The organism is Streptomyces sp. NPDC048211 (assembly GCF_043202315.1).
GTDB lineage: Bacteria > Actinomycetota > Actinomycetes > Streptomycetales > Streptomycetaceae > Streptomyces.
Window position 1 is genome coordinate 101,087 of record NZ_JBIDAD010000016.1, and the last position, 12,556, is coordinate 113,642.

A 12,556-nucleotide genomic window follows, 5' to 3' on the forward strand; every position below is an offset into this window, starting at 1 on the left:
GGTGTCTCCCTTTTAGTGAGCGGTGGAGAAACGGACGGGAAGGGATTCCAGGGCGCGGTGGAAGGGGCCCGGCCGCCAGCGCAGTTCAGCGGCGGGTACGGCGAGATCCATCTCCGGCAGGGCGTCGAGCAGACAGGTGACCGCGGTCTCGGCGATGAGGTAGGCGTGCGAGCGGGCCGGGCAGGTGTGCGGGCCGATGCTCCAGGCCAGGTGAGCGCGATTGCCCGAGATCCCGCCCGGCCCCTGGGTGAGTTCGGGGTCGTTGTTGCACGCCGCCATGGAGATGACGACGGGCTGGTGGGCCGGGAGCAGGAAGCCGTCGATGTCCGCGGGATACGGCGGATAGGTGATGCAGTAGTTCGCCATCGGCGGGTCGGTGTACAGGACGGTGTCGAGCGCGTCGCGCACCGTGGACTGGCCCGCGTGCAGCCCGGCGGCGAATTCCTCGTCGGTGAGGATCTTCAGCTGGGTGTTGGCGATCAGGTTGGTCAGGGGCTCGATGCCGGCGCCGTAGAGAGTGACGAGCTGGTGGATCATCTCCTCGTCGGTCAGCTCCGCCGGGTGGGCCAGGAGGCGCGAGGTGATGTCGTCGGAGGGATCGCGCCTGCGCAGGGCGACGAGGTCGATGAGGGCCTGGCCGAGGATCGCGTTGCCCTGCGCGGCGTCGGTGGTGTCGAAGATGCGCGCCATTCCGTCGGCGATACGGCCCCCGATCTCGTCGGGGCAGCCCAGCAGCGCACTCAGGACCCGGAAGGCGATCGGCCAGGCGTACTGGGTGAGCAGATCGGCGCTGCCGGCGGCGAGGAAATCCCCGACGGCCTCCGAGGCGATCCGCTCCACCTGGGTGCGCAGGCGGTGCTGGTCGACCGCGTTGATCCCGGCGGTGTTGGCCGCCCGGTAACGGGCGTGCTCCGCACCGCCGTTGCGCAGGGCGTTGGGCCGCCACTCCATCATCGGCCGCACCGGGCACGAAGCCGGTACCTGCTGCTCCCAGATGCGCGGGTCCGGCGGGAAGTACAGGGGGTCGTTGAGGATACGGCGCGCCTGGAGGTAGCCGATCACCAGCGTGGCCGGGATGCCGGGAGCCAACTCCACGGGCACCAGCGGGCCGTAGGTCTTGCGCATCCGCTCGTAGGCGGCGTGCGGGTCGGCTGCGAAGCCCGGATCGTACAGCGAGACCCTGCCCGGTGCGGCCGTGGGCACGGAGCTGGTGAAGGTCATGACGTGGGCTCCAGGGAGAGGGCTGCACGGTGCGAGATCAGGTACTCCGCGAGCGTGATCAGGGCTTGGAGGGACGAGGTGCGGTCGCGGGCGTCGCAGGTGGTCAACGGGGTGTGAGGTTCCAGGGCGAGGGCCTGGCGCAGTTCGCCGGGGTCGTAGACGGGCGCGTCGGGGAAGGTGTTGATCGCGACCGCGTAGGGGATGCCCTCGCCCTCCAGCAGGCTCAGGGCCCCGTGGCTCGCGTCGAGGTCGCGGGTGTCGGCCAGGACGAGGCAGCCGAGAGCGCCCTGTGCGAGGTCCTCCCACAGGGGCTGGAAGCGGACCTGCCCGGGGAGCCCGAACAGATACAGGGCGAGGGCGCCGCCCGCCATGTGGATACGGCCGAAGTCCATGCCCACGGTCGTCGTCGTCTTCTTCGGCGTGCCGCGCAGATCGTCGATCCCGACGCTGTCCTCGGTGATCGGCTCTTCCATCCGTAGCGGCCGCACCTCGGACACGCTGCCGATGAACGTCGTCTTGCCGACACCGAATCCGCCGGCGATCACGATCTTGGCAGACCGGGTCACCGTGGCCGGCACGTACGAGACGGCGTTCGACGTGTCAGACCAGTTCTCGGAGTCCATCAAGCACCTTCTGCAGGAGGTCGTCTTCGGGCTGATCGTTCACAGCGGCTTCGGGGCTGGCCAGATGGCCGCTGTCCATGAGGGAGGAGACGAGGATCCGGATGGTGGAGGGCGGCAGCTGCAGCGCGGCAGCGATGTCCGCGACGGCCAGTCCGCCGTGGCCCACGGAGAACAGGCTCATCACCCGGCGGGTATCCGGCCCCAGCTCGCCGGTGGGGCTGGGCGCGGCGATGACCACGCTCTCCAGCAGGACGTTCCGGTGCGGGCGGACCCGGCCGCCCGTACGGACGTAAGGCCTCACCATGTCCGGGTCACGCCGCGGACCCGTCATGCCGCGGTGCCTCCGTCCGGCTGGAGGACCGGCCTGCGTTCCGTGGTGCCGAGCTGCTCGCCCAGACGCACCACGAGCAGGGCCATGTGGTGGCTGATCAGGCCGACGTCGGCGTGGGGCCCCGTGGTGACGACCGAGAGCATCGTGTTCTGACCGGCCGCCGTCGTCAGGCCGATCCGCTCGACGCTCTCGATCAGCTGCTGGCGCACGCCCTGCCCACCGGTGAAGTCGTCCCACGCCCGGCCCGAGGCCCGCAGCGAGGCGGTCAGGGCGGCCAGCTTCTCGCCGTCCTCCTGGCCGATGGTCTCGGTCCGGGCCTTGAGCAGGCCGTCGCCGCTCATCAGCACGGCGTACCGGACGCCCTCCACGGATCCCAGCTGCTCGTCCAGCAGCCAGCCCAGGGCGTTCGAGTGGGTGTCCGACATGATCAACGTCCTCCGTCAGTGCTGGCGGTGTTCTGGTCGTCCCGGCTGCGGCGGCTGCCCGCCATCCATGCGGCGGCCACGGCGGGGGTACCCGGATCCGGATCCACGGTGCCGGGGGCCGGCCGTGTCCCGGCGGCGGGGCCCGTCCCGGTGGACGGGCGCGGGGTGCGCCGGCGGACGGTGAGGCCGCTCGCCGTGGTGGACGTGGCCGGCGGTGCCGGCGCGGGCTCCGCATCCGGCGCGGGAGCGGGGAGGGCGGCCGGCCTGCTGTGCATGGACGACGGCCGCGAGGGCTGGGGCGTCGTCAGCAGGGCCTGTGGGAGCACGATGATCGCGCGCGTGCCGCCGTACAGGTTGGGAGCCGTCAGTTCGACGCGGAAACCGTACTGGTCGGCGAGCACGGACGCGACGCGCAGTCCGGTCTGCGGGTAGGCGCCGAGCTGTGTGATGTCGTCCCGCCGGTCGCCGGACATCACCTCACGCGCCCAGGTCAGCCGCTCGTCCTCGATCCTCAGTCCGGCATCGTCCACGACGAGGAAGGCCGCGTTCGCCCCGTGCTCCAGGGAGACGTGTACCCGGGCGTTCGGCGGCGAGTACCGAAGCGCGTTGTCCAGCAGCACCGCCAGGGTGTGGACCACGGCTTCCACGGCCCGGCTCTGGACCGCGAAGGACTCCAGATCCGTGTGCTGGATGCGCTGATAGCCCTCGACCCGGCCCATGGCCGTGCGGACGACGTCGGTCAGTGTGGTCGCCGGCCAGCGTCGCGACAGCTTGTCGCCGGCCAGGACGCCGTACCCGGACGCGGTGAGCAGCATCTGCTGGGCCAGGTGGTCCATCTCGACCAGCGTGGCGTACGCCTCGTCCGAGACATGGCGGCGCACGCCGGCGCTGATCGCGCTGCTCAGCTTCGCGGCCCGCTGCACGGTGCTGGAGGCGAAGGCGCGGACTGCCGCCCGGGCCACGTCCACCGACTCCTGCCGCGCCTGGGCGATGCGCTGCTCGGCTTCCGTCCAGACCTGCGCGACCTGGTCCTGCGCTGCGTTCTGGGCCAGTTGGCCGGTCTGGCCGATGGCGGCGCAGGCCTGTCCCGCGAGAGCGCCGAGGGCACTCGCCATCTGGGTGTGCACCAGCTGGGGCGGCACGGCCAGGTCGGGCCGGTAGGCCTGTCCGGCCCGGGTGTGCGCGGCAGCGGCCGGGACGACCGTGTGCGTGATGTATCCGGCGAGCTGCTCGGCGGCGCGCATCTGCTGCCCGAGCTGTTCGATGTTCTGCTGGAGGCCGTCCGCGCGGCGCTGCTGGGCGCGGGCCTTGCGGTGGAAGTAGAGCGTCGCACCGGCGCCGGCCACCAACGCGGCCGCGATCAGGATCAGTTCGGTCATCAGGCCCTCACGAGAATCGGGGGGACGGCTCCAGTGCGTATGCCGTCGGCAGGGCCGTGCTGCTCGATACGGGGATGCGGTTCCATCGTTTCTGTACTCCGTAGTGCCCGGGTTCCGGGTTCTGTTGACTGCCCGGGCCGGCCGAGGGGGAGGGGGGCGGCCGGCTCCGGGCAAGGGATCAGGAGTCCGCGGATTCCCCTGCCGCCGTGCGGGCGGGAGGGAAGGGGGAATCGGCGAGATGGCGAAATTCGGCGCGCGCGCCGGTTTGCGCCGGGACTGGCCCGGGGCGACTCCGCGTGGTCCGGGGCGGCGCCCGCTGTGCACGCAGGAGGCTTCGGGGAGCTTCCGCGAGGCCGTGCGCTGCCGTTTCCGGCTGGACCGGAGGTGTCCTGCGGGGCAGGACAGGCGGAGTCGGCCGACTGCCGGCGATCTGAGCGTAAGGCCGGCGAGGTGGGCATGACAGAACTCTAGTTGGAATGAGCCATGTTGCGCACGAGGCCCCTGTGCCTGATGGGAGGCGTTGTTGTGAAGTCCGTTACGAATCAGCCGTGTTGAGGGAATTGCGGAATGCGGGGCCGCCGGTACGCGGGGGGTCACCTCTCTGTGCGTCCCGGATGGCGGAATGTCCAAGGCGGTTGCGCGGTAAGGGGGTTCGGCGGCTGCTTCCGCTCCCCGCATCGCGACTCCTGCCGGGGCGCCGGTGACTCCGATGCCCGGGTGCGGTCCGGCTTCGGTCTCGGCGTGAGGGTGGCGCCCGGCCGGACGGAGGGCGGGCTCCGTGGGACCGGTCGGCGCGTCCCGGTGGCGGTCACGTCGCTCCGGGTGAGCCGGAACGGGTGTGCTGCCGTCGCTGACCAGGTCCGATCCGGCAGTTACCACAGCGTAACTTACTGACGGGTTACCTTCGGTAAGTGCCGCTGCTAGCTTGCGTTCACCCGCATTCCGAGCAGAGCGAGGAGTGAGCTGTGAGCCGCAAGACCACCCGTTCGCCGTCCGCCTTCCCCACGACCTCCCCCATGGTTTCCCCCGCCCGCGGGCCACGCCCCGGTGGCATGCGCGCGGTAGCCGTCGCCGTGACGGCAGCGGCCTGCGTGGCCGCGTACGCCGCACCCGCGTCCGCCACCGACGGGTCGCAGCCCGTGGTGTCCCGAGGGGTCACCATCCCCGACTTCTACAACCCGCCGGCCGGACTGCCCTCCGCCAACGGCGCGGTGATCCGCCACGAGCCGCTGCCGCTCGGCCTGAGCCTGCCGGGTCTCGACGGTCGCCCGATGCCGGGTACGGCGACCCGGCTGATGTATCGCTCCACCGACTCGGGCGGACAGGCCGTCGCGGTGACCGGCGCCTACATAGAACCGTCCGCCACTTGGAAGGGGTCCGGTCCGCGCCCGCTGGTGGCGCTGGCCTCGGGCACGGTGGGCCAGGGCGACCAGTGCGCCCCCTCCATGACCCTCCAGTACCCGCTGACCCTGAGCGGTGAGACCGTGTCGGTCGGCTACGAGACCCTGGCGATCTACCGGCTGCTCTCCGCCGGCGTCGCCGTCGTGGTCACCGACTACGTCGGTCTCGGCACGACCGACCGGCTCCACACCTACGTCAACCGGCTCGACCAGGGCCACGCCCTGCTGGACGCGGCCCGCGCCGCGCACCAGCTGCCCGGCACCTCGATCACGCCCGACTCGCGCACCGGCCTGTACGGCTACAGCCAGGGCGGCGGAGCCAGCGCGTCCGCGGCCGAACTCCAGCCGTCCTACGCACCCGACGTCAAGCTCGCCGGCACCTACGCAGGTGCGCCGCCCGCCAACCTCACCGCGACCATGAAGGGCATCGACGGCAGCGCCCTCGCCGGCGCCCTGGCCTGGTCGATCAACGGCTTCGCCCAGGCCGAGTCCGACGTGAGGGACGTCGTCGAGGCCAACGTCAACGACGCCGGACGGGCCGCGCTGAAGGACGCCTCGACCATGTGCGTCGGCGACGCGATCTTCGGCTACGGCTTCACCAAGAGCTCCAAGTGGACCACCAGCGGCAAGCCGCTCGGTGACGTCATCGCCGCCGAGCCCAAGGCGCAGGCGGCCCTCGACAGGCAGCGCATCGGCACGCTGAAGCCCAGCGGCCCGGTGCGCCTGGCCACCGGCGTGCAGGACGACATCGTGCCCCACGCCCAGGCACGCCAACTGGCCGTGGACTGGTGCCGCAAGGGTGCCGACGTCACGTACGACGCCATCGTCCTGCCCAACCTCGGCGACAAGCTCCTGACCAACCACCTGGTCCCGCTGATCACCGACCAGGGGGACGCGATCTCCTGGATGACCGACCGTCTCTCGGGCAAGGCGACCGGCTCCAACTGCTGGACGATGCCGCTCCAGCCCTGACGGCCTGACGTTCGACGCCCCGAAGCCCCGCCGCCCGGACGGCGGGAAGCCCCGACCCCTGACGTCCGGAAGACCCGACGCGTCCGTAAGTCTCGACGTGCGGACGTCCCGACGCCCTGACGGCTACGAAGCCCGACCCCGGACAGCCGGGCGGACCCTCCGGTCCGCCCGGCTGTCGCGTTTCCGGTGTGCCCGCCCCCGCCCCGTACGGGCACCGCGCACCCCCTCCCCGGCCCTCCGCGTACGGGTGAGACCGTGGGGCGGAGCCCTCCCGGCGCGGGTGTGCCGCAGGTCACGGGAACCCCTTGCCTCCCGCGGAGAGGTAGAGAGGTGTGAGACACACAGAGGACCCGGGCGAGCTCCGCCGGCGTGTACGGGCGGGGGACCGTCAAACGTTCGCCGACCTGTACGAGGACTACGCGCGCACCGTCTACAACCACGCCCTGCGCCTGACCGGTGACTGGTCGGCCGCCGAGGACGTCATGTCCGAGACCTTCCTGGCCGCCTGGCGGACGCGGGACCGGCTGGAGCCGGAGGGCGGATCGCTCAGACCCTGGCTGCTGGGCATCGCCACGCACAAGGCCGAGAACGCCAACCGCTCCCGTCGCAGACGGCTCGCCTTCCTGGCCCGGCACCCCGACCCGCCCCAGGTGGCCGACTTCGCGCCGGAGACCGCCGGACGGATCGACGACGCCCGCCGCCTGGTGGCGGTGCACGCGGCGCTCTCCCGGCTGCGCCGTCACGAGCGCGAGGTGCTGGCCCTGTGCGTGTGGTCGGGGCTGGACTACGCGGAGGCGGCGCAGGCCCTGGACATCCCCGTGGGCACCGTGCGCTCCCGCCTGGCCCGGGCGCGGGCGCGGCTCAGCCGACTCAGCGACGAGGACCTGGAACCCGGCGGCGGAAGAACGGAACCGCGGGGGGCCCGCGGAGAGGTAAGAAGCAGGGCCGCGTTCGCCGCCCTGCCCGTGCGGGAGGAGACCCCATGAACGACGCCACACCGCCCCGGTCGCTCCCCGAGAGCGCCGGGAGAAACGGGAGTGCCGAGGCCGTCCGACTGGCCCGGATGCTGCCGTCCCCGGCCGAATGGGACCTCCCGCCCGGGCGCCATCTCCACCACAAGGAAGCCCTGATGCAGCAGATCGACCACGACCGGGCAAGCTCGACCCCGACCCCGACCCCGGCGCCACCCGCCCGGCGCCGCCTGCTCCGCCCGGCCGTGCTGGCACCGCTGACCGCACTGGCCCTGGCCGGAGCGCTGACCGTCGGCCTCGCCCCGTGGGACGGCGGGGGAGCCGTCGACCGGGCCCGCGTACAGACGCCGGGCGGCTCCCGGCAGCACCCCGTCGCCCTGCTCGACCGGCTGTCGGCCGTCGCGCTGGCCCGTGACGCGCAGCCGGTCGAGGACAGCCAGTTCGTGTACGTCAAGAGCATCGGACGCGGCGCCGATCTGACGAGCGGGAAGGCGGTGACCGGTCCGCTGAAGGGCCGAGAGGTGTGGTTCTCCCAGGTGCGCGGCCCCGTCAAGCGCCTCGGCCTGATCCGGGAGGACGGCGAGAGCCTGCCGGTCAACGCCGGGCTGGGCGACACCGGCGCCACCCCGGCGGGCATCGGCCGTCCCACCTACCGCTGGCTCGCTGCCCTGCCCACCGACCGGGACGCCCTGCTGGCGTACCTCTACGCCAGGACCCCGGCGACGGACGGACAGGAGCAGGACCAGGCGGTGTTCGACCGGATCGGCGACCTCATCGCCGAGCAGGTCATGCCGCCCGGAACGGCGGCGGCCCTTTACCGGGCGGCGGCCGCGGTCCCCGGTGTGACCGAGGTGCCGGACGCGACCGACGCGCTCGGACGGCACGGCCTCGGGATCGCCCGCACCGACACCAGGTACCGGACGCGTTCGGAATGGGTCTTCGCCGAGCACGGCCTCACCTTCCTGGGGTCGCGCACCTTCCTCGCCGAGGAGACCCCGGCCGGGCCGGCCGGCACCCTGCTGTCCAGCAGGGCAGTTCTCCAGCAGGCGGTGGTGGACCGGGAGGGCGCGCAGCCCACCCGGGCACAGCTGCGCACCGCGTCCGGCCGGCCGGACGCCGAGGAGAGCTGAGCACCTCCGGAGACCGACCCGCTCCCGCCCCGCCGCCGTTCGGTGAACCGGTGTCGCGGCGGGGGCGGCGGCGCGATCACGGGACGCGGTCCCCGCCCGCCACCCGTGCGGGGATCCGCAGCCCGTGCCCGTACCGGCCGATCCGGCCGTGTTCCACCCGATGCCCGGTCGGCCGCGGGTGGTGCGGATCGGACCTCTGGTGATCCTTACCGCGACGACGACCAAGACATCGCCCGGCTGCTCGCGCCGGCCCGGTGGGACCGGCCGGCGGAACACCTCACCGACCACGTGCGCACGGTCGTGCCGGGCACCGGTGCCGCTCCGTCCCCGTGAGCGGCACCGGTGCCGGGTCCGCCGAAAACCACGTGCGGCGGCCCCGGAAGCCGGTTAGGTTCTTCCGCATGTTCTTCCGACAGCTCTACGGCTGACGCGGGACGGGGCAGCGCCCCACCTCCGTCCGGCATGCCCTGTGCGCGCCCACGACCCGGACTCCGGGCCGGAGCGGCCGACGCACGGGTTCGCCGTGTCCTTCTCGCCGCAGACCTGAATCGAGTGATCTTCCATGTCACGTCGCCGTGCCCACATCGCCATGGTCGGCATCCCCGCCGTCAGCCATGTACTGCCGAGCCTCGAAGTCATCCGTGAACTGGTGGCCCGCGGCCACCGGGTGACGTACGCCAACGACCCGGCCGTGGCCGACCGGATCGAGGCCACCGGGGCCGAGTTCGTCCCCTACCGCTCCGTCCTGCCGGTCGCCGACAACAACTGGCCCGACGACGCCATCGGCGCGATGGGCCTCTTCCTCGACGACGCCGTCCAGGCGCTCCCGCAGCTCCGCGCCTTCTACGACGACGACCCCGCCGATCTCTACCTGTACGACATCGGCGCCTACGCGGCGCGTGCGCTGGCCGAGTCGCAAAAGCGCCCCCTCATGCAGCTGTCACCGGCCATCGTCGCCTGGGAGGGCTACGAACAGGACGTGGCGGCGCAGCTGTGGGCCCTGCCCGGCGCCGACGCGTACCGCGCGAAGTTCACCGGGTGGCTCGCCGGCTGCGGCGCGTCCACCACGGACATGGACGCCTTCTCCGGGCGCCCCGCGCACACCCTCGCCCTGGTCCCCCGGGCGATGCAGCCGCACGGCGAGGACGTCGACACCGGCACGGTGACGTTCGTCGGCCCCTGCTTCGGCGGGCGCGGAGCCGAGCAGAGCTGGACCCGCCCCGCGGACGCGGAGCGCGTGCTGCTGGTCTCGCTGGGCTCGGCGTACACCAATCGGCCCGAGTTCTACCGCCGGTGCCTGGCCGCGTACGGCGACCTGCCCGGCTGGCACGTCGTACTCCAGATCGGCCGGCACACCGACCGGGACGAGCTGGGCACCATCCCGGACAACGTCGACGTGCAGTCCTGGGTACCGCAGTTCGCGATCCTGGAGCAGGCCGACGCCTTCGTCACCCATGCCGGGATGGGCGGCAGCGCCGAAGGGCTGTACACCGGAGTGCCGATGATCGCCGTCCCGCAGGGCGCCGACCAGTTCATGAACGCCGACCAGCTCGTGGCCCTGGGCGTCGCGCGCCGCATCGACACCGCCGACGCCACGGCCGAGACGCTGCGCACCGCGCTGACCGAACTCGTCGGCGACCCCGAGGTCGCCGGGCGCTCGGCGCGGCTGCGGGCCGAGGTGCGGGCCGAGGGCGGCACCCCGCGGGCAGCCGACCTCGTCGAGGAGATGCTGCTGGACTGATTAGTCGGCGAGGGCGGAGCCGGGTTCCCGGTGGTCGTCGCCGCCCCTGCGTGGTCGGGGCCCGCGGGCATCGTGGGCCCCGGCCGAGCGTGTCAGGAAGGGAGTCCGGCTGTCACGGTGTGACGACGGGGAAGTCGGGGTCGAACTCGTCCAGCAGACCGGCGAGCGTCTGCAGAGCGGCCGCGTCGCCGTCGAACGTGATCTTCCCGCCCCTGGCCAGATCCGGTGCGGCCGCAGGCTTCAACAGGGCACCGACCAGCGCGGCCTTGGGGCCGGTGACCGTGAGACGGGTGCCGGGGTGCGCCCCGCGGCGGGCGTTCAGGACACCGCGGGCCACCCACATCGTCCAGGTCTCGTCGAGATCGGTGAAGCGGAAGTCGATGCGCAGGTCGGCATCCGCAGCCTTCTCGCCGATCAGATGCACGGCGGCGAAGTCGAAGAGGATGCCGATGGGCATGGCCATGATGGTGTCCGGACTGGCGGTGGCGAATGTGGCCGGCTGGATTCCCTGACGCAGCTCCATGGCGGCGGTGAGGAAGATGCCGCGCCACTGCGGTCCCTCGGCCTGGTAGCCCATCTGCTCGTAGGCGTCGGCCTGGAGATCACGCGCGGCCTGGTTCTCCGGCTGGGCGAAGACCAGGGTGTGCAGGATCTGCGCGGCCCAGCGGTAGTCCGCGGACGCCAGGGCGCGCCGCCCCTCATCCATGATCTTCTCGGCGCCGATCAGGGCGACGAAGCGGCGGGCGGACTCGACCGGTGGGTGGGGGTGGAGCGAGACCGGGTCGCCGTCCCACATGCCGAGTTCCTTGGTGAACACGGCACGCACGTCGTGGTGCAGGGTGCCGTGATAGCCGCGGTTGAACCACTTGCGCCCCAGCTCCTCGGGCAGCTCGATCTCCTCGGCCGCCTCAAGGGGTGTGTAGCCCTTGTTGGCCAGCCGCAGCGCCTGGTCGTGGAGATACTTGTACGTGTCGCGCTGCGACTCCAGGAACGCCGTCACCTGGCCGTTCTCCCACACCGGCCAGGTGTGCGGGCCGTAGTGCACCTGCACGTCGTCGCCCCAGCGCTCCAGAGTCTCGTCGAGGTAGCGGGCGAAGTTGCGGGCGTCGCGGGTCCGCGCGCCGCGCAGCGTCTGGATGTTGTGCAGCGAGTGGTTCGCGTTCTCCGCGCAGGTCAGCGCGCCGAGCTGCGGGATCCAGATGTGCATCTCCTCGGGCGCCTCCGTGTCGGGGGCGTACAGGAACTCGAACTCGAGGCCGCCGAGATCCCGTTGCGTACCCGTCTCGGTGATGGCGTCGGTCGGCGAGATGTACGAGATCGTCACGCCGGGCACGGTGGCGATCCCGATGCCGCAGGTGACGCAGCCGCCCGGACCGGGGTCGAGGAGGCTGTTGAACGCGTACGAGGCGCGTCGCGACATGGCGTTGCCGGCGATCACGTTCTCGCCGATCGCGTGCTTGTCGAACGAGGCGATGGTGCCCGGGGCGATGACCGGGACCTTGCCCGAGGCCACGTCCTCGGCGCTCACCACACCCTTGACGCCGCCGTAGTGGTCGATGTGGGTGTGGGTGTAGACCACGGCCGCGACGGGCTTGTCGCTGACATGCTCGCGGATCAGGCCCATGGCCTGGCTCGCGGCCTCGACCGAGGCCATGCAGTCGACGACCACCAGTCCGGTGTCGCCCTCGATGACCGTGAGGTTGGCGATGTCGTTGTTGCGCACCTGGTAGACGCCGTCCACGACCTTGTACAGGCCGCCCTTGCGGATCAGCTGCGACTGACGCCACAGGCTCGGGTGCACGGTGTCGGGCGCGGGGGCGTCGTCGGCGAGGTAGTCGAACCGGGCGGCATCGAAGATCACTCGCCCGTCCGTCGCGTACAGCTTGTCGGGCAAGGGGGCGATGAACCCCCGGTTCCGGTCGGCGAAGTCCTGCCGGTCGTCCATGTCGTAGCGGGCCACGGCCGCCCCGTTCGCCGCGGCGGTGGCGGGCGTGGCGCCCTTGGGCGTGTAGGTCATGGCGAACAGCTCCCGTCCGTCGCGGCCACCGGCCGGCCAAGCGGGACCGAACGGGCTGCGAGCATGGTCGATTCGCCCTCAGCCTCGTTCGGCTCCCGTCACCCGACTAGGCGAGCGGGGCCGAACGGGTGACGGGCGGGAAGGCGGCGGACGGGCGGTGCGACGGGGAAAGGCCGCGGGGCCGCACGGTGGGTTTCACCGTGCGGCCCCGTACTGCGGGTCCCGCTGTCGTGCCGTGTACTGCCCGGCGAGGGGTCAGCCCTTGCGGGCGGTGACCTCGTCGGTGAGCTGCGGGACGACGTTGAAGAGGTCGCCGACGACGCCGTAGTCGACGAGGTCGAAGATC

Annotated in this window: 10 protein-coding genes; 4 read left to right on the forward strand and 6 right to left on the reverse strand. The window is 72.1% G+C overall.

Annotated elements, in window-relative coordinates; genetic code table 11:
* Positions 1-12: 12 nt before the first annotated feature.
* The 5 genes from ACGFZA_RS37425 to ACGFZA_RS37445 are packed head-to-tail and all read right to left on the reverse strand — an operon-like array spanning position 13 to position 3,979.
* Complete coding sequence (locus ACGFZA_RS37425; RefSeq protein WP_385288602.1) at positions 13-1,221, reverse strand: cytochrome P450; 1,209 nt, start codon at positions 1,219-1,221, stop codon at positions 13-15.
* Positions 1,218-1,844: an ATP/GTP-binding protein gene (locus tag ACGFZA_RS37430; protein ID WP_385288599.1), complete on the reverse strand. Its 627-nt coding sequence runs from the start codon at positions 1,842-1,844 to the stop codon at positions 1,218-1,220. Before ACGFZA_RS37430 ends, ACGFZA_RS37425 begins: the two co-directional genes overlap by 4 nt.
* A complete protein-coding gene (locus ACGFZA_RS37435; protein WP_385288597.1) occupies positions 1,822-2,175 on the reverse strand; it encodes a DUF742 domain-containing protein in 354 nt (117 codons plus the stop codon). Before ACGFZA_RS37435 ends, ACGFZA_RS37430 begins: the two co-directional genes overlap by 23 nt.
* Positions 2,172-2,600 (reverse strand): roadblock/LC7 domain-containing protein, encoded by a 429-nt coding sequence (locus ACGFZA_RS37440; RefSeq protein WP_385288594.1) that lies wholly within the window; start codon positions 2,598-2,600, stop codon positions 2,172-2,174. Before ACGFZA_RS37440 ends, ACGFZA_RS37435 begins: the two co-directional genes overlap by 4 nt.
* A 2-nt stretch (positions 2,601-2,602) precedes the next feature.
* Positions 2,603-3,979: an ATP-binding protein gene (locus ACGFZA_RS37445; protein WP_385288591.1), complete on the reverse strand. Its 1,377-nt coding sequence runs from the start codon at positions 3,977-3,979 to the stop codon at positions 2,603-2,605.
* 1,016 nt (positions 3,980-4,995) lie between these two features.
* Between ACGFZA_RS37445 and ACGFZA_RS37450 the strand changes: the two genes are divergently transcribed.
* The 4 genes from ACGFZA_RS37450 to ACGFZA_RS37465 all read left to right on the forward strand — a co-directional run bounded on the left by ACGFZA_RS37450 (position 4,996) and on the right by ACGFZA_RS37465 (position 10,193).
* Positions 4,996-6,351 (forward strand): lipase family protein, encoded by a 1,356-nt coding sequence (locus tag ACGFZA_RS37450; protein ID WP_393685123.1) that lies wholly within the window; start codon positions 4,996-4,998, stop codon positions 6,349-6,351.
* A gap of 332 nt (positions 6,352-6,683) precedes the next feature.
* Positions 6,684-7,337 (forward strand): RNA polymerase sigma factor, encoded by a 654-nt coding sequence (locus ACGFZA_RS37455; protein WP_385288589.1) that lies wholly within the window; start codon positions 6,684-6,686, stop codon positions 7,335-7,337.
* Entirely contained in the window at positions 7,334-8,452 is a 1,119-nt protein-coding gene (locus ACGFZA_RS37460) for a CU044_5270 family protein (protein ID WP_393685111.1), read from the forward strand. Before ACGFZA_RS37455 ends, ACGFZA_RS37460 begins: the two co-directional genes overlap by 4 nt.
* 562 nt (positions 8,453-9,014) lie before the next feature.
* A complete protein-coding gene (locus ACGFZA_RS37465) occupies positions 9,015-10,193 on the forward strand; it encodes a macrolide family glycosyltransferase (protein WP_393685113.1) in 1,179 nt (392 codons plus the stop codon).
* A gap of 112 nt (positions 10,194-10,305) precedes the next feature.
* Here the strand turns inward: ACGFZA_RS37465 and ACGFZA_RS37470 are convergent, their stop codons facing one another.
* Positions 10,306-12,210: an alkyl/aryl-sulfatase gene (locus ACGFZA_RS37470; RefSeq protein ID WP_393685115.1), complete on the reverse strand. Its 1,905-nt coding sequence runs from the start codon at positions 12,208-12,210 to the stop codon at positions 10,306-10,308.
* Positions 12,211-12,556: the final 346 nt, after the last annotated feature.

Excerpts from the sequence above, each read along its gene's own strand:
- ACGFZA_RS37440 (WP_385288594.1), bottom strand. The coding sequence starts at position 2,600 with ATGTCGGACACCCACTCGAACGCCCTGGGCTGGCTGCTGGACGAGCAG.
- ACGFZA_RS37450 (WP_393685123.1), top strand. The coding sequence starts at position 4,996 with ATGGTTTCCCCCGCCCGCGGGCCACGCCCCGGTGGCATGCGCGCGGTA.
- ACGFZA_RS37425 (WP_385288602.1), bottom strand. The coding sequence starts at position 1,221 with ATGACCTTCACCAGCTCCGTGCCCACGGCCGCACCGGGCAGGGTCTCG.
- ACGFZA_RS37465 (WP_393685113.1), top strand. The coding sequence starts at position 9,015 with ATGTCACGTCGCCGTGCCCACATCGCCATGGTCGGCATCCCCGCCGTC.
- ACGFZA_RS37460 (WP_393685111.1), top strand. The coding sequence starts at position 7,334 with ATGAACGACGCCACACCGCCCCGGTCGCTCCCCGAGAGCGCCGGGAGA.
- ACGFZA_RS37445 (WP_385288591.1), bottom strand. The coding sequence starts at position 3,979 with ATGACCGAACTGATCCTGATCGCGGCCGCGTTGGTGGCCGGCGCCGGT.
- ACGFZA_RS37435 (WP_385288597.1), bottom strand. The coding sequence starts at position 2,175 with ATGACGGGTCCGCGGCGTGACCCGGACATGGTGAGGCCTTACGTCCGT.
- ACGFZA_RS37470 (WP_393685115.1), bottom strand. The coding sequence starts at position 12,210 with ATGACCTACACGCCCAAGGGCGCCACGCCCGCCACCGCCGCGGCGAAC.
- ACGFZA_RS37430 (WP_385288599.1), bottom strand. The coding sequence starts at position 1,844 with ATGGACTCCGAGAACTGGTCTGACACGTCGAACGCCGTCTCGTACGTG.